This window comes from Rhizobium sp. BR 317, from assembly GCF_047445835.1.
Classification (GTDB): domain Bacteria; phylum Pseudomonadota; class Alphaproteobacteria; order Rhizobiales; family Rhizobiaceae; genus Rhizobium; species Rhizobium paranaense.
This window is the reverse complement of the sequence record NZ_JARWLB010000004.1, coordinates 313,154-330,086: the sequence shown is the minus strand read 5'-3', so window position 1 is coordinate 330,086 and position 16,933 is coordinate 313,154. Positions and strand designations below refer to the sequence as shown.

The 16,933-nt window shown below is 61.6% G+C and carries 13 protein-coding genes; 9 read left to right on the top strand and 4 right to left on the bottom strand.

Annotated features, from left to right (window positions below):
* Positions 1-82 precede the first annotated feature (82 nt).
* Positions 83-967, bottom strand: a complete 885-nt coding sequence (locus QD357_RS08980) for a sigma-70 family RNA polymerase sigma factor (RefSeq protein WP_107109018.1) — start codon at positions 965-967, stop codon at positions 83-85.
* A gap of 139 nt (positions 968-1,106) precedes the next feature.
* Here QD357_RS08980 and QD357_RS08975 point away from each other — a divergent pair, with 139 nt between their 5' ends.
* On the top strand, positions 1,107-1,565 hold the full coding sequence (locus QD357_RS08975) for a carboxymuconolactone decarboxylase family protein (protein ID WP_107109017.1): 459 nt from the start codon (positions 1,107-1,109) through the stop codon (positions 1,563-1,565).
* Positions 1,566-1,615: 50 nt separating this feature from the next.
* Here QD357_RS08975 and QD357_RS08970 read toward each other — a convergent pair whose 3' ends face one another.
* On the bottom strand, positions 1,616-2,527 hold the full coding sequence (locus tag QD357_RS08970) for a LysR family transcriptional regulator (RefSeq protein ID WP_107109016.1): 912 nt from the start codon (positions 2,525-2,527) through the stop codon (positions 1,616-1,618).
* A gap of 235 nt (positions 2,528-2,762) precedes the next feature.
* Here QD357_RS08970 and QD357_RS08965 point away from each other — a divergent pair, with 235 nt between their 5' ends.
* The 7 genes from QD357_RS08965 to QD357_RS08935 all read left to right on the top strand — a co-directional run bounded on the left by QD357_RS08965 (position 2,763) and on the right by QD357_RS08935 (position 14,058).
* Complete coding sequence (locus tag QD357_RS08965; RefSeq protein WP_107109015.1) at positions 2,763-3,575, top strand: alpha/beta hydrolase fold domain-containing protein; 813 nt, start codon at positions 2,763-2,765, stop codon at positions 3,573-3,575.
* A 79-nt stretch (positions 3,576-3,654) separates the two neighbouring features.
* Complete coding sequence (locus QD357_RS08960; protein WP_107109014.1) at positions 3,655-4,845, top strand: efflux RND transporter periplasmic adaptor subunit; 1,191 nt, start codon at positions 3,655-3,657, stop codon at positions 4,843-4,845.
* 119 nt (positions 4,846-4,964) lie between these two features.
* A complete protein-coding gene (locus QD357_RS08955; protein ID WP_107109013.1) occupies positions 4,965-8,165 on the top strand; it encodes an efflux RND transporter permease subunit in 3,201 nt (1,066 codons plus the stop codon).
* Between the two features lie 254 nt (positions 8,166-8,419).
* Complete coding sequence (gene denD / locus QD357_RS08950; protein ID WP_107109012.1) at positions 8,420-9,406, top strand: D-erythronate dehydrogenase; 987 nt, start codon at positions 8,420-8,422, stop codon at positions 9,404-9,406.
* A complete protein-coding gene (locus QD357_RS08945; RefSeq protein ID WP_107109011.1) occupies positions 9,403-10,287 on the top strand; it encodes an NAD(P)-dependent oxidoreductase in 885 nt (294 codons plus the stop codon). The genes denD and QD357_RS08945 overlap by 4 nt, the downstream gene beginning before the upstream one ends.
* Positions 10,288-10,294: 7 nt before the next feature.
* Positions 10,295-12,079 (top strand): IlvD/Edd family dehydratase, encoded by a 1,785-nt coding sequence (locus tag QD357_RS08940; RefSeq protein WP_107109446.1) that lies wholly within the window; start codon positions 10,295-10,297, stop codon positions 12,077-12,079.
* A gap of 101 nt (positions 12,080-12,180) precedes the next feature.
* A complete protein-coding gene (locus tag QD357_RS08935) occupies positions 12,181-14,058 on the top strand; it encodes a GGDEF domain-containing phosphodiesterase (protein ID WP_181316090.1) in 1,878 nt (625 codons plus the stop codon).
* On the opposite strand, the gene QD357_RS08930 is transcribed toward QD357_RS08935, so the two are convergent.
* A complete protein-coding gene (locus tag QD357_RS08930) occupies positions 14,021-15,043 on the bottom strand; it encodes a YeiH family protein (RefSeq protein ID WP_107109010.1) in 1,023 nt (340 codons plus the stop codon). The genes QD357_RS08935 and QD357_RS08930 overlap by 38 nt on opposite strands.
* A 116-nt stretch (positions 15,044-15,159) precedes the next feature.
* Between QD357_RS08930 and QD357_RS08925 the strand changes: the two genes are divergently transcribed.
* Entirely contained in the window at positions 15,160-16,041 is an 882-nt protein-coding gene (locus tag QD357_RS08925; protein ID WP_107109009.1) for a LysR substrate-binding domain-containing protein, read from the top strand.
* A gap of 59 nt (positions 16,042-16,100) precedes the next feature.
* On the opposite strand, the gene QD357_RS08920 is transcribed toward QD357_RS08925, so the two are convergent.
* Positions 16,101-16,910, bottom strand: coding sequence for a DeoR/GlpR family DNA-binding transcription regulator (locus QD357_RS08920; RefSeq protein WP_107109008.1), 810 nt, complete (start codon positions 16,908-16,910; stop codon positions 16,101-16,103).
* Positions 16,911-16,933 lie beyond the last annotated feature (23 nt).

The following is a 16,933-nucleotide window of genomic DNA, read 5'->3' as shown; positions in this document are numbered from 1 at the left end:
CGTCAGACTTCCTCCGTCTCCCAAGCCGCCTGGTCTGCGCCCGCCTGACGGGTACGAGCCCGACGCAGATGCGGTGACATCTTCACCGATCGATCACCAACACATCGAGCTTGCGCAATTGCTCGGGATCGGCCATCGCGTCGATGCCGACAATCCGGCCATCGTCGGCGACGGTAAAACGGAGGGCGATGCGCAATTGTCCACCGAAGACGACGATGGCGCCGACGGTGCCGTTGATGACTGCTGGCAGAGCGCCCTGAGCACGGCCGCGGAAGGTTTCGGCCACCGCCGTCCGGCCCCGGATTTCCGGCAGCGAGCCCATGCGCGTTGCCACGGCATCGGCACGGAAGACGACGTCTGGATCGAGAGCGGCAAGAAGTGCATTCATATCACCGCCGCGCGACGCCGTCAGAAATGCATCGACCACATGCCGTTGACGGGTCAGATCGACTTCCGCTGCGACCGGCGCTCCCTGCACCCGGCGGCGGGCGCGGCTGGCGAGCTGACGCGTGGCAATCGTCGTGCGTCCAACGATCGGAGCGATGTCATCGAAGGGCATGTCGAACATGTCATGCAGCACAAAGGCCAGCCGCTCGGCCGGGGTCAGCTTTTCCAGCACCACCAACAGCGCCAGGCCGACCGAATCGGCGAGCAGCGCGTCCTGTTCCGGGTCGGTACCTGTGCCGGCTTCATGGCTGACGACCGGTTCGGGGACATGGATGGTCAGCGGCTCCTCGCGCCGGGATTTACGGGAGCGCAACCAATCGAGACAGATGCGGGCGGTGACCGTCGTCAGCCAACCGCTCAGGTTTTCGACCTCAGAGATGTCAGCACGGCTGAGCCGCAGCCAAGCCTCCTGTACCGCATCCTCGGCCTCCGCGCGTGAGCCGAGCATGCGGTAGGCGACCGCGCGCAAATGCGGCCGATTGGCCTCGAATTTTTCTGCCTGCCACTTCTTTTCGTCCATCGGTCACATTCCTTATGCGTGCTCCGTCATGCCTATGACGAACGAAACCCAGCCGATGTGACAAAGGATCGGCATCGGGCCGTGTCGTCAAGATCGGCCCCCTGTTGGGCTCACCTGAAAACAGCTCAAGGAGAGAATGATGCAAGCCCGCATGAAGAACCCCGCCGTCATCCTGCCGGAAACCCTGCAAGCCCTCTTGGCAGTCAGCGCCTCGATTAGGGATCGTGGCGTGTCCGAAAACACCATGGATCTCGCACATCTGCGCGTCAGCCAGATCAATGGCTGTAGCGTCTGCACCGATATGGGCTTCCGCAAGCTGCAGAAGGAGGGCGAAAAGATCGAGCGGATCGTCGGCGTCTCGGCCTGGCGCGAAATGCCCTATTTCACCGATGCCGAACGCGCAGCGCTTGCGCTCGGCGAAGCAATGACCCGCCTTGCCGACCGGCCGGACGCGGTCAGCGATGAAATCTGGAATGAGGCGGTCAAATACTATGACGAAAAGGCGCTGTCCGCTTTGATCATCTCGGTTGCCGTGGACAATGTCTGGAATCGGCTGAACGCGACGGTCCGGCATCCGGCGGGAGCCTCCTGGAGCTGATGGTGTGGGATCACGGCAGCATCACCTTCTCCCCGCCGGGGAGAAGGGAACTAAGCGGCTCCGAGCCGCGATGTCGCCAGCAATTTTGCCAGCCAGTCGACGAAAACGCGCACCTTGTTGCTGAGATGCCGGTTCGGCGGATAGACGATGTGCAGTGGCAGGGGCGGGCGGGTCCAGCCGGGGAGGACGGAGACGAGATCGCCCTTGGCAAGCGCATCACGGACCATGAACATCGGCGTCTGGGCGACGCCAAGGCCGGTCAAGGCAGCGTTGACGTAGCTGCGGCTGTCGTTGACCGAGAGGATATAGCGCGGGTTGATTTCCAGCGATTCATTGCCGCGGTGGAATTCGAACGGGATCGTCCGCCCGGTCTGGGCGCGAAAATAGCTGATGGCATAGTGGCTACTTTCCAGCTCTTCCGGCCGTTCGGGCATGCCGAATTTTTCGATATAGCGAGGAGCGGCGCAGGTAACGAGATGCACTTCTCCCACGCGCCGGGCAATCAGGGACTGATCGCTCGGCATGCCGGCGCGCAGGGCGCAATCGACATTCTCCGCCAGATAATCCACCAGCCGGTCGCCGACTCCGAGGTCGACACGGATGTCCGGATAACGTTGGTGAAAATCGCAAATTGCCGGCATGACGATGGTGTCGGCAAAGGCGCCGGCCATCTCGACGCGCAGGCGCCCGCTTGGCAGGCTTTGCGAGTTGCTGATGCTGCCGTCCAGTTCCTCGATTTCGGAGAGGATCTGAATGGCACGCTCATAGTAGAGCGCGCCGTCTGTCGTTACCATGACACGACGGGTCGTGCGGTTCAGAAGCTTGGTGTGCAAGTGCGCCTCAAGCGACTGAATGAGCGTCGTCACCGTCGCCTTTGGCATGGAGAGGGTGGTGGCGGCGCGGGTGAAATTGCCCGTCTCCACCACGCGTGCGAATGCCCGCATTGCTGATAGCTGGTCCATTTTGAGACGCCTTTCGACCACAGCGGAGAAAACGGTCGATTGTTTGTTCTGGTGAATAGTCTGATCGAATATAGGCTACTTATTCTCAGAACGGAATAACAATATGTTGTAGATGTGAATGTTGCAACGCGGCATGGGGCGCTTGGGGCCGCGCAATCCGGAACATGATTCTGAAGCGTGTGAAACGGCTTTTGGAAGAGATCATGTTCAATCGAATAGATAAGGATGTGGGCCCATGAGTGCGCCGTGGAAAGATGTGATGCTGGAAAACGTGCCCACGGGGCCGGTTGCAGCACGGGTCTACAACGGTGAAGGTCTGAAGAAGGCGGCACCCATCGTGCTTTATCTGCATGGTGGCGCCTTTATCGATACCGAGCATGCTATTGACCGGCCGGTGGCCGCAAGTCTTGCGGAAGCCGGTGCGATCGTGGTTGCTGCCGATTACACCAGCGGCAATCAGAATGCCTTTCCGCAGGTTCTGGAAAGCGCCTACGGGATTCTCGCCTATCTCGGCAACAAGCGGAATATGCTTGCGTTGGGCGGGGCGAAAAAATCGCTGCTCTTTGTCGCCGGTGAGGAATCGGGTGGCAACGTTGCAGCGGGCGTGGCTCTAAAAGCGCGCGATCAGATGCCAGGTTCGCTGGACGGACAGGTGCTGATTTCGCCTCTGCTTGATCCTTTCATGGGATCGAAATCTTTCCTCCAGGCGGAGGAAAGCGGCATGCGCGAGCGTTGGACGGAGGGTTGGAACCGTTACCTGGGTTTCCTGGGCGGTGTCTGTCACCCCTATGCAGCGCCTCGATACTGTTCGCGGCTTTCGGGCCTCGCGCCGGCATTGGTGCTCACGGCCGAGGACGACCCGCTCCGCGACGAGGGCATGGAATACGGCAGCCGCCTGAAAGGGGCCGGCGTCCGTGTTCGCCAGCAAGTCCTTCCCGCCGGGACAGGCTGGCCCACCATCTACGGCGGGCAGTCTAAGGATAAGCCGTCATGGCAGCAGGATGTCTGCTGTTGTTTCCGGAACTTTGTCGAGGATGTGCAGGCTTGATCGACCAAGTCTGATGATGTCGAGACGCTAGGAATTTTCGATCCCGTGCCCCAAGCCGGGATCAACAGGAGAGACTAACATGAAGTCCAACGGTAAGCGCTGGGCCCTATGGGGCGCCGGCATGAGTGTTGCTGCGGCCGTTGCAGGCGCAGCCTTCTATCTGGATATGCCCCGCGGCGCTCAAGCGACCGAGACGGCGGCCCCGGCTGCGAAGCCGGCGATCCCCGTCACCGTCGCTGCCGTCGAGGCGCATGACATCACGACCTGGCAGGAGTTTTCCGGCCGGCTCGAAGCTATCGACCGTGTGGAAGTCCGTCCGCGTGTGGCCGGCGCCATCGAGTCGGTGCACTTCCGCGAAGGCGCATTGGTCAAGCAGGGCGACCTGCTCGTGACGATCGATCAGGCACCTTATGAGGCGGCCGTCGCCCAGGCGCAGGCGGAAGTTGCAGCGGCCAAGGCCAAGCTGGATCTCGCCAAGGTCGAGGTCGACCGCGGCCAGAAGCTCTCCGACAACAAGACGATCTCGCAGAGCGACATGGACACGCGCGCCAGCAATTACGCCGGGGCCGAAGCCAATCTGAAGGCGGCACAAGCCGCCCTGCAGACGGCACAGTTGAACCTCGACTATACGCAGGTTCGAGCTCCGATCGCCGGTCGCGTCGGCAAGATCGAGGTGACTGTCGGCAACCTCGTGGCCGCCGGTTCCGCTTCGCCGGCCCTGACGACGCTGGTTTCGGTCGATCCGATCTACGCCAGCTTCAACGCCAGCGAACAGACGGTAACTCAGGCGCTTTCACAGCTCCCGGTCACTGACGGAGCGGCTCCGCCGGTCGAGCAGATCCCCGTGCAGATTGGCACCTCTAACGACAATGGCACGCCGATCACCGGCAAGCTGCAGCTCATCGACAACGAGGTGGATGCAGCCAGCGGCACGATCGCGGTGCGCGCGGTCTTCGACAATCCCGGCGGCCGTCTGATCCCGGGTCAGTTCGTGCGTGTTCGCATGGGTCAGCCGAAAGCTGAAAACAGGATCGTCATCAACGACCGCGCAGTCGGCACCGATCAGGACAAGAAGTTCGTCTTCGTCGTTGATGGTGACAACAAGGTCAATTACCGGCAGGTCCAACTCGGGTCGCTGGTCGACGGGCAGCGAGTGATCGAGAACGGCCTGAAAGTCGGCGAAAAGATCGTTGTCAACGGGCTGCAGCGCATCCGTCCCGGTGCAGTCGTGGCACCGCAGATGGCTGAGAAGGTCGCGACCGCTCAATAAGACTTCGCCTTCTGCCCGTGGGCAGAAGGCCGATATCCGAAATCGCATGATCCGCCGGCGGCTTCCAAATCGCCGGACAGGGTTTTTGCACCCGTTTTCACCCCGGAGGGGGCTTTGATATGAACATCTCCAGATTCTTTGTTGACCGCCCGGTCTTTGCCGGTGTTCTTTCGGTCCTCATCGTGGTCGCCGGCCTGATCGGCCTCAGAGCGCTGCCGATCTCCGAATATCCAGAGGTCGTGCCGCCGTCAATTGTCGTGCGCGCCACCTATCCCGGCGCCAACCCGACCGTCATCGCCGAAACGGTGGCGACGCCGCTCGAAGAGCAGATCAACGGCGTCGAGGGCATGCTCTATATGTCCAGCCAGGCAACGTCCGACGGCGTTCTCAACGTGACGGTCACCTTCAAGCTCGGCACAGATCCGGATAAGGCGCAGCAGCTCGTGCAAAACCGCGTTTCGCAGGCCGAGCCGCGCCTGCCCACGGAGGTCCGTGCCCTCGGCATCACGACCGTCAAGAGCTCGCCCGACTTCATCATGGTCGTCAACCTCGTCTCGGACGGGGCCGACCACGACATCACCTATCTGCGAAACTATGCGACCCTGAACGTCAAGGATCGGCTCGCCCGCATCGAAGGTGTCGGGCAGGTGCAGGTCTTCGGCGCCGGCGACTATTCCATGCGCGTGTGGATCGATCCGCAGAAGGCGGCCGAGCATAATCTTGCCGCCAGCGACATCAGCAATGCGATCGGCTCCCAGAACGTCCAGGCTGCGGCCGGCATCATCGGTGCCTCACCCAGCCGGCCGGGCGTGGATCTGCAGCTCAACGTCAATGCGCAGGGCCGCCTGCGCACACCCGAGGAGTTCGGCAACATCATCGTCAAGACGGGCGCCAACGGCGAGATCACCCGCCTTCGCGACGTCGCCCGCGTCGAGCTCGGTGCGGAAGATTATACGCTGCGTTCGCTGCTCGACGGCAAGCCGGCCGTCGCCGTCGCGGTTCTCCAGGCACCCGGTTCGAACGCGATCGAGATCGCTAACAACGTGCGCTCGACCATGAACGAGCTGCAGCAGGCCATGCCGGCGGGTGTCAAGTACGAGATCGTCTACGACACGACGAAATTCGTCCGCGCCTCGATCGAGAAGGTGATCGACACGCTGCTCGAAGCCATCGCGCTCGTCGTCCTCGTCGTCATCCTGTTCCTGCAGACATGGCGCGCCTCGATCATCCCGCTGATCGCCGTTCCCGTGTCGATCATCGGTACCTTTGCGGTGATGTATGTCTTCGGCTTCTCGATCAACGCGCTCAGTCTGTTCGGCCTGGTGCTGGCGATCGGTATCGTCGTGGACGACGCGATCGTGGTGGTCGAGAACGTCGAACGCAATATCGAGAGTGGGCTCAGTCCGCGAGACGCCACCTACAAGGCCATGAAGGAAGTCTCCGGTCCGATCGTTGCGATCGCGCTGGTCCTCGTCGCGGTCTTCGTGCCGCTCGCCTTCATCTCCGGCCTGTCCGGCCAGTTCTACCGCCAGTTCGCACTGACGATCGCCATCTCGACCGTCATCTCTGCCTTCAACTCGCTCACCCTGTCTCCGGCACTGGCATCCCTGCTTCTGAAGGGCCATCACGCGCCGAAGGATTGGTTGACGCGGTTCATGGACGCGATCTTCGGCTGGTTCTTCCGTGGCTTCAACCGGGCGTTCGGGGCCGGTTCGAAGTACTACGGCAAGGGCGTCGGCGGCCTGGTGTCGCGCAAGAGCATCGTCATGGTGCTCTATCTCGCGCTGGTGGGGGCGACCTACAGCCTGTTCACCACAGTTCCCGGCGGTTTCGTGCCGTCGCAGGACAAGCAGTATCTGATCGGCTTTGCACAGCTACCGGATGCTGCGAGCCTTGACCGCACGGAGGACGTGATCAAGCGCATGACCGATATTGCGCTCGCCCAGCCGGGCGTGGCCAATGCGATCGCCTTCCCGGGCCTGTCGATCAACGGCTTCACTAATTCCTCGAATGCCGGCATTGTTTTCGTGACGCTGAAGGACTTCGACGAGCGCAAGACGCCGGACCTTTCGGGCGGGGCGATCGCCATGGCGCTGAACCAGAAGTTCGGCGCCATCCAGGATGCCTTCATCGCCATGTTCCCGCCGCCGCCGGTCAACGGCCTCGGCACGACAGGTGGCTTCAAGCTGCAGATCGAGGATCGCGCCGGCCTCGGTAACCAGGCGCTCGACCAGGCGGCCAAGGCAGTGATCGCCAAGGCCTACCAGACGCCGGAACTCACCGGCATCTTCTCGAGCTTCCAGATCAACGTGCCGCAGCTCTTTGCCGATCTCGACCGTGCCAAGGCCGAACAACTCGGGGTCTCCGTCACGGACGTCTTCCAGACGCTGCAGATCTACCTCGGTTCGCTCTACGTGAACGACTTCAACGCCTTCGGCCGCACCTACAGCGTCCGCGTGCAGGCCGATGCCAAGTTCCGCGCTCAACCGGAAGATATTGGCCAGTTGAAGGTTCGTGCGGCATCGGGCCAGATGATCCCGCTTTCAGCCCTGCTGAAGGTGGACGCCACCACCGGTCCGGAACGCACGAACCGCTATAACGGCTTCCTTGCGGCCGATATCAATGGCGGTCCGGCGCCTGGCTACTCGTCGGGCCAGGCACAGGCGGCGATCGAGAAGATTCTGCATGAGACGTTGCCGCCCGGCATAGACTTCGAATGGACGGACTTGACCTACCAGCAGATTCTGGCCGGCAATTCCAGCGTCGTTGTTTTCCCGCTGGCGCTGCTGCTGGTCTTCCTCGTGCTGGCCGCCCAATACGAGAGCCTGACCTTGCCGCTCGCCATCATCATGATCGTACCGATGGGCGTATTGGCGGCGCTGACCGGCGTCTGGCTCACGGGTGGAGACAACAACATCTTCACTCAGATCGGCCTGGTGGTGCTCGTCGGCCTGTCGGCGAAGAACGCGATCCTGATCGTGGAATTCGCCCGCGAGCTGGAATTCGAAGGCCGTACACCGGTTCAGGCCGCCGTCGAAGCCAGCCGTCTGCGTCTGCGCCCGATCCTGATGACATCCATGGCCTTCATCATGGGTGTCGTGCCCTTGGTCACTTCGACCGGCGCCGGTGCCGAGATGCGCGCCGCCATGGGTGTCGCTGTGTTCTCGGGCATGATCGGCGTAACGTTCTTCGGCATCTTCATGACGCCGGTGTTCTACGTGCTGATCCGCAGGCTGACGGGCAACCGTCCGCTGAAGCAGCATCATCACAACGACAACAACACCCATTCGGCAGAGGTTCTCCCGATCGCCGCCGAATAAAAACGCCGTGTCGGGTGTTACCCCCAGTGCCCGATACTTCAGGGGCGGGACCGCAAGGTCTCGCCCTTCTTTTTATCTCACCTTGGCCTTGATATTTTCCATTTCGGCCAATCTGTTTTTCGAAGATTTTACCTCGTGCCTGCCAATTTCGTTTGCATGCTGACGCCATGGGTCTATCTAACGGTTAGGCAAATGATTGACGTACATCGGGCCGGAGGAACGCCCGTTAGTCGTCATTCGTGAAGGAGGATTCCATGCACATCGCCATCATCGGAGCAGCCGGCATGATCGGCCGAAAACTGACGGAACGGTTGATCGCCGATGGCGGTCTCGGCGGCCGGGAGATCAGCAGGCTGACATTGGTCGATGTCATCGAGCCTCCTCTGCCTCAGGGTTTTACAGGCAAGGTGAAGGCTCGCGCCCGGGATCTGTCTGCGCCGGGAGCGGCGGAGAAGATCGTGGCTCGCCGGCCAGATGTGATTTTCCATCTCGCGGCGATCGTCTCCGGCGAGGCCGAACTCGACTTCGACAAGGGGTATCGCATCAATCTCGATGGCACGCGGCAACTCTTCGAGGCGATCCGTGCCGCCCATGCCGAGGATGGCTATCGTCCACGTATCGTCTTTACCTCTTCCTGCGCAGTTTTCGGCTCGCCCTTTCCGACGCCTATCCCCGACGATTTCCATCTGACGCCTCTCACCAGCTACGGCACGCAGAAGGCGATGAGCGAACTGCTGCTGGCCGATTATACGCGGCGCGGTATTTTCGACGGCATCGGCATTCGCCTGCCGACCATCTGCATTCGTCCCGGCAAGCCGAATCGAGCGGCTTCCGGGTTCTTCTCCAGCATATTGCGGGAGCCGCTGATCGGCATGGAAGCCGTGCTACCGGTGCCGGAGGACCTGCGGCATTGGCATGCTTCGCCTCGTTCGGCGGTCGGATTTCTCGTTCATGGCGCGACGATCGATCTTGCGCCAGTTGGTGCGGATCGAAATCTCTCCATGCCGGGCGTCAGCGCCACGGTTGGCGAGCAGATCGAGGCTCTCCGTCGCATTGCCGGCGAGAAGACGGTAAAGTTGATCCGCCGCGAACCGGACGAACTGGTGATGCGTATCGTTTCCGGCTGGGCCCAGGGCTTTACGGCGACGCGGGCGAGGGAATTGGGTTTTGTGGCCGAGAGCTCTTTCGACGAGATCATTCAGGTCCATATTGAAGACGAATTGGAAGGACGCATTGTATGACCGATCGGAAGATTGCTTTTCTCGGAACCGGACTGATGGGAGCCCCCATGGCGAGGCGGTTGCTTGGGGCCGGCTTTGCCGTCACCGTCTGGAACCGCGATCGGAGCAAAGCTGACGCATTGGTGGCGGATGGAGCGACCGTCGCCGCGACGGCGGCAGAGGCGGCCAAGGGTGCCACCATATTGTTCACCATGCTGACCAATGCCGGTGCGGTTAGTGAGGTTCTGTTCGGAAGCGGTGTCGCTGAAGCGTTGGAGCCCGGCGCCGTCGTGGTCGACAATAGCTCCATTTCGCCGCCATTCGCTCGTGAGAATGCGGCAAAGCTTGCCGAGCGCGGCGTTCATCATATCGATGCCCCCGTCTCCGGCGGCGTGGTCGGCGCAGCAGCCGGGACGCTGGCGATCATGGCGGGCGGCGATGCGGAAGTCATCGATAGCGTCCGCGACATCATGGCCCCGCTCGGCCGCGTCACGCATGTGGGACCGAGCGGCGCCGGCCAGCTTGCCAAGCTCGGCAACCAGCAGATCGTTGCGGTCACCATCGGCGCGATTGCGGAAGCCATGCTGCTTGTCGAAGCCGGCGGCGGTTCGCGCGAGGCGTTTCGCGCCGCCATTCGTGGCGGCTTTGCCGAAAGCCGGATTCTGGAGCTGCACGGCCAGCGCATGATCGAGCGCAATTTCGTACCTGGCGGGACGTCGCGCAACCAATTGAAAGATCTCGACGCGGTTCTTGCCGCTGCCAAAAGCCTGTCGCTTCATCTGCCGCTGACCGAAGCGGTCCGGGCAGAGTTTGCCGAATTCGTGGAGCAGGGTGGCGGCGAAAGCGACCACAGCGGCTTGCTGGCGCATCTGGAAGAAAAGAATGCCCGAGGAAAGACCTGAGGAAGACATGACCGACAACGGCATACCCAAGCGTCGTCTGCGTTCGCAGGACTGGTTCGACAATCCCGATCATATCGACATGACCGCGCTCTATCTTGAGCGCTTCATGAATTACGGTATCACGCCGGAAGAGCTGCGCTCCGGCAAGCCGATCATCGGCATCGCCCAGAGCGGCAGCGACTTGACGCCTTGCAACCGCCATCACCTCGATCTCGCCAAGCGCGTCCGCGACGGCATTCGCGATGCCGGCGGCATTCCGATCGAATTCCCGACCCATCCGATCTTTGAGAATTGCAAACGCCCGACGGCGGCACTCGACCGCAATCTCGCTTATCTCGGCCTTGTCGAGGTTCTCTACGGCTATCCTCTCGACGGCGTCGTGTTGACGACGGGCTGTGACAAGACCACGCCGTCGGCGCTGATGGCGGCCTCCACGGTCAATATCCCGGCGATCGTCCTTTCCGGTGGTCCCATGCTCGATGGCTGGCACGATGGCGAGCTGGCCGGTTCCGGTACGGTGATCTGGCGCTCGCGCCGCAAGCTGGCGGCTGGCGAAATCGACGAAGAGGGCTTTATGGAGGCGTCGCTCGCCTCGGCGCCTTCGATCGGCCATTGCAACACCATGGGCACGGCCTCGACCATGAACGCCATGGCGGAGGCGCTCGGCATGTCGCTCACCGGCTGTGCCGCCATTCCCGGCGCCTATCGCGAACGCGGGCAGATGGCCTATCGCACCGGGCGGCGCGCCGTCGAACTGGTGCTGGAAGATATCAAGCCATCGGATGTCCTGACCCGTGCAGCATTCTTGAATGCCATCAAGGTCAATTCGGCGATCGGCGGCTCCACCAATGCGCAACCACATCTGGCGGCCATGGCCAAGCATGCCGGGGTCGAGCTGCATCCGGATGATTGGCAGGTTCATGGTTTCGACATTCCGCTGCTCGCCAATGTACAGCCGGCGGGAGCCTATCTCGGCGAGCGCTTCCATCGCGCCGGCGGCGTGCCGGCCGTCATGTGGGAGCTGTTGCAGGCCAGCAAGCTCGATGGCGACTGTCCGACGGTTACCGGCAAGACGATGGCGGAGAACCTGAAGGACAGGGAGGCGACAGACCGCGAGGTTATCCGTCCTTTCGCCGAGCCGCTGAAGGAGCGGGCCGGCTTCCTGGTGTTGAAGGGCAATCTCTTTGATTTCGCCATCATGAAGATGAGTGTCGTTTCGGAGGATTTCCGCCGCCGCTATCTGCAGGAGCCGGGCCGCGAGGGCGTGTTCGAAGGCCGGGCGGTGGTGTTCGACGGATCGGAGGACTATCACAGGCGCATCAACGATGCCGATCTCGGTATCGATGAGAACACGATCCTCGTCATTCGCGGGGCAGGGCCGATCGGTTGGCCGGGCTCTGCCGAAGTCGTCAACATGCAGCCGCCGGATGCCTTACTGAAGCGTGGCATCAGCAGCCTGCCCACGATCGGTGACGGCCGCCAATCGGGTACCGCCGACAGCCCGTCGATCCTGAACGCCTCGCCGGAAAGCGCGGCTGGCGGTGGCCTTGCATGGCTGCGGACCGGCGACACCATCCGCATCGATTTCAATCAAGGCCGCTGCGACATGCTGGTGGACGAGACGGAAATCGAGCGACGCAAGGGTGACGGCATTCCGGCAGTTCCGCCGGAAGCGACGCCTTGGCAGCGCATCTACCGCCGCTCGGTCACGCAGCTTTCCGATGGCGCAGTACTCGAAGGCGCTGCCGATTTCCGCAACCTCGCGGCCAATCCGCCGCGCCATAATCATTAACCACAAATTGATCGCACCGGGAGTTGCGGGCGAAAGCCCGCACCTATTGAGGGGTTATTAAATATCGTTAAAGGGAGTGATGCGAAGATATCGTTGAAATTATGCAAACTTTCCATGTGTCCGAAGGGGGTTCGAACTCGGTGGAAGAGACGGTATCAGGGCGATCCGAACAGGAGTTCCAAGATCTCTTGAGGAGGCTGGAATTGGCGCTGGAGACGTCCCAAATCGGCGTCTGGGAGCACAATCTGAATGAAGAGGAATTGCTCTGGGATACGCAGATGCACAAGCTCTACCAGACCGGCCGTACCGACCGCAAAGTGTCGTCTGCGATCTGGCTGAGCGCTCTTCATCCTGACGATGTCGAGCGGGCAATCGCCGAGTTCGAGACAGCGATTACGGAAAAGGGTTTCTATAACTCGCAATTTCGCATCATCCTGCCCGAAGGGAAGATACGCTATCTGCGCTCGCGGGCCCATTTTTACGAGGGACCTGATGGCGCGCCGTCCTTCATCGGTGCGGAGTGGGACGTCACGGCTGATGTCCTGATGAACCGCGAGCTGAGCAACCAGAAAGCAGTCGCGGAAGCTCGCGCAATCGCGCTGGAGCAGAGCCGTGCTGACATCGAACATGCCGCCGACCACGACTATCTGACCGGCCTGCCCAACCGCCGCTACTTCGATCGCCGATTGGCGGAACTGTGCGCCGATGCTACCGTCAAGACGCTGGCCGTCCTCCATATCGATCTCGACTGTTTCAAGCAGATCAACGACAAATGGGGGCATGCGGCTGGCGATCTGACGCTGCAGAATGCGGCGGTGCGGATTTCCGGGGCGATAGCGGCTGATGATATGGTCGCCCGCATTGGCGGCGACGAGTTCGTCGTGATGCTGGTCAATCTCGATAGTGCCGATGAACTCAGAACCATTGCCGATGATATTCTCTGGCGGCTGCAGCGTGATGTTCGCTTTCATCATGAAATGCTGCAGGTGGGAGCTTCGATCGGTGCAGCGTGGAGCGCTGTCGGCAGCGCCGGCAATCTGCTGGCGGAATCCGATATCGCTCTCTATCAAGCCAAGAAATTCGGCCGCAACCGCGTCGAGTTCTTCACGCCGAAACTGCAATCCGATCTGCAGGCAGAACGGCAATTGGCAGAGGAATTGCGGCTGGCGCTGACGCGGCATGAAATCGTGCCTTTCTACCAAATCCAGGTGGATGCGCGTAGCCGACGGATCGTGGGACTGGAAGCTCTGGCCCGATGGTGGCATCCGGAGAAGGGGCTGCTGGCGCCGGCAGCATTCCTCAAGGTGGCTGAGGAATACGGGCTGACGGCAGAGATCGATGCGGCCATCTTGAACCGCGCACTGTTCGACCGTGCCGCCTGGGCTCTGCAGGGCCTGACGCCGCCGCGTATCGCCGTCAACATCTCGGGAAGACGTCTGGCCGATCCGCACCTGATCGAACGGCTGCAGGCTCAGAATATCCCAAGCCATGCCATTGCCTTCGAATTAGTCGAGACGATCTTCCTCGACGATCCCGACGACAAAATGCTCGCCAATATCGACACAATCAAAAAGATGGGTATCGAGATCGAGATCGACGATTTCGGCTCTGGCCATGCCTCACTGATCGGCCTTGTGAAGCTGAAGCCGAAGCGGCTGAAGATCGACCGGCAGTTGGTGACGGCAATTACCGTCTCGGACGAGCAGCGCCGCATGGTGGGTGCGATCGTGGAAATAGCAAGAGCGCTCAACGTCGAGGTCATCGCCGAGGGCGTCGAAACCGAGGACCATGCGCGGCTCCTCGCGCGTGCCGGTTGTGACGGACTTCAGGGCTATGCGTTCGGTTATCCCTCGCCGGGGAATGAGATCGCCGTACTGCTGGCATCGGCTCAGAAGCCAGATCCGAAGCGGGCTTCCGACAATTCCCACGGCAATGCCGGACCTACTGGATTTGCAGAGCGGCAATCAGCCCATAGCTGATGACGCCAAGCGTCAGCAGCGATAGCGTAGCTGCGGTGATTACCCGGCCGCCGGCATGCGCAACGGAGCGAATGTTCACCGACAGGCCGAGTGCTGCCATCGCAATCACCGTCAGGATGTTGGAGATCACAGCCATCGGCGTGACCAGCGCGTCCGGGATCAGGCCGAAAGAGCGCAGGGCCATCAGCCCCAGAAAGCCGCAGATGAACCAGGGAACCAGCGAGTGGCGATGGCCCGTGCGGCTATCCATCCCTGCCGTTTCGGTCTTGGTGAGGATACCGAGCAGGAAGATGACAGGCCCAAGCATCAGCACGCGGACCAGCTTGACCAGAGTGCCGGTCTGTACCGCAAGGAGGCTGATCGGCGCAGTGGCGGCAAGTACCTGTGGCACGGCATAGACGGTCAGGCCGGCCAGCACGCCATATTGCGGCACGCTCATGCCGGCGTGGAAATAGAGCAGCGGCAGCAGGAAGACGGCGGCGATGCCGAGCACGGCGGTGAAGGCAAGAGCGGCGGCAATTTCTTCCGAACCGGCCTCAATGACCGGGGCAACGGCGACAATAGCCGAGTTGCCGCAGATGGAGTTGCCGCAGGCGATCAGTGTCGCCAGTTTCGGCGGCAGGCCGAGCAGCCGGCCGATCGTGTAGGTCGCCGCGATCGACAGCACGACAACGATGGCGATGCCGGCGATCAACCAGACACCGGCGCCACCGATGGCCGAGAGGCTGATCGAGGCGCCGAGCAGGACAATGGCGATTTCCAACAGGATCTTGGCACTGAAATCGATGCCGGGGCGCAGGGCGGGCTTCAGCGGCTTTACGGTGCAGACGACGATACCGAGCGCAATGGCGAGCACCAGGCTCTCGATCCACCGACCGCCGAGAATACCGATCTCAATGTGCTCGCCCGCATAGGCGAGAAGGGCTACGACGCCCGTCAGGGCAAGGCCGGGGAGGATAATATTGGCGCGGTGGAAAAGGGACATGCGGAACCGCCGTTCGGCTATTTAGAATTTGCTATGAAGAGAAAGTCTCACCTCCTGTTGTCGACATCCATCGAATATTATCCTATGTTTCGTTCGATTAATTAGAATGATTTCCCATGACCTTCGAGCAACTCGCCATTTTTGTCGCCGTCGCCGAGCGGGAACATCTGACCCACGCTGCACAGGCCATCCATTTGACGCCCTCGGCCGTCAGCGCGGCCATCAAGAACCTCGAAGGGTATTACGGCGTCGAGTTGTTTCACCGTGTCGGCCGGCGGATCGAGCTGACGGAAACCGGCCGGACCTTTCTCGGCGAGGCGAAGGCGACGCTGGCTCGGGTGCGATCGGCGGAGCTCATGCTTTCCGAACTCGGTGGCCTGCAGCGTGGCCGGCTCAGCCTGCGTGCCAGCCAGACCATCGCCAGCTACTGGCTGCCACCCGTGCTGATGCGCTTTCACCGTGACTATCCCGGCATCGAGCTCGATTTGACGATCGGCAATACACGCACGGTCACCGAGGCAGTCATCGAAGGCACGGCCGAATTGGGCTTCGTCGAAGGGGAGGTGGATACGCCGGCCCTGTCGATGAAAGTCGTTGCACCGGACGCGCTTGTCATCGTCGTGCCGCCAGATCATCCCTGGGCCGACGGCCGGAGCCTGTCGGTTGACGATCTTGCCACCGGTACATCGTGGGTGATGCGCGAAGAAGGTTCGGGTACGCGGTCCGAATTCGAAAATGCCATCATCAAGCTCGGCACCTCACCGCATGATCTCAGCGTGGCACTGGTGCTGCCGTCGAATGAGGCCGTGCTGTCGGCGGTCTGTTATGGGCAGAGCGCCACGGCGATTTCCAGTGCGGCGGCCATGGCTTATCTGCAACGGGGATTGCTGGTGCGGGCCGCCTTCGACCTGCCGGTCCGCAGCTTCCGTCTGCTGCGCCACAAAGAGCGCCATGCCAGCAAGGCGGCGCTGACCCTGGAAGCCATGTGCAGGAGTTAAGTAACAATAGGAATAGGGGAGCGCGCTGTTCCGGAATGGCGAAAGCTGAACCGCTCTGGTTAGAGCTGTTCCATCCGGCGCTGATTGGCGACGACGAGATCGATCTCGTTGCGGTCGAGCATGGCGCGGATATCTGGGGGCGGCAGGTCGTCGGTGACCATCATATCGTACATGGCGGGATCATCGATGACGATCGGGGCGCTGCGGCCGAATTTGGCGCTATCAGCGACGATGATGCGGTTTTCGGAGCGGCGTGCGGCTTCGCGGGAATATTCCGCCTCCTCCAGATCGTGCAGCATGAAGCCGGACACGGCGTTAACGGCGCCGACGGACAATATGGCATGGCGAACGTTGAAGCGGCGGAGGAAGTTGGTCGCTTCCGTGCCGAAGGCGCCGCCGTCATGGCTGCGCAGCTCGCCGCCGGCGAAGAAAACGCGATTGCCGTTGCGGGTCGCGAGCGCATGGGCGACCGAGACGGCGTTCGTGACAATGAACAGGTTCTGATGTTTCTGGAGCGCCACAGCGATGAAGGCCGTCGTGGAGCCTATGTCGAGGAAGAGCGTATCGCCGTTCTGGATCATTGCCGCGACGCGGGCCGCGATCATGCGTTTGGCCTCGGCATTCTCGTTCATCCGGAAATGCAGCGGCTGCTCGATGATCGAGTCCTTGATATGAACGCCGCCGTGCACCTTGGTGACGAGGCCATTGGCCTCCAGGCTGCGGATATTGCGGCGGATGGTCTCCTCCGAAACCGCCAGCCGCTCGGCGAGAAACTGAATACGGCTTGCGCCGCCCGCGAGCCGAAGCTCCTCCAGGATCTCGCGTTCCCGATGGTTCGAATGCAGCGGCACCTGCGAGATGTCCGACATGGTATCGATCCTAGCTAAGGCAT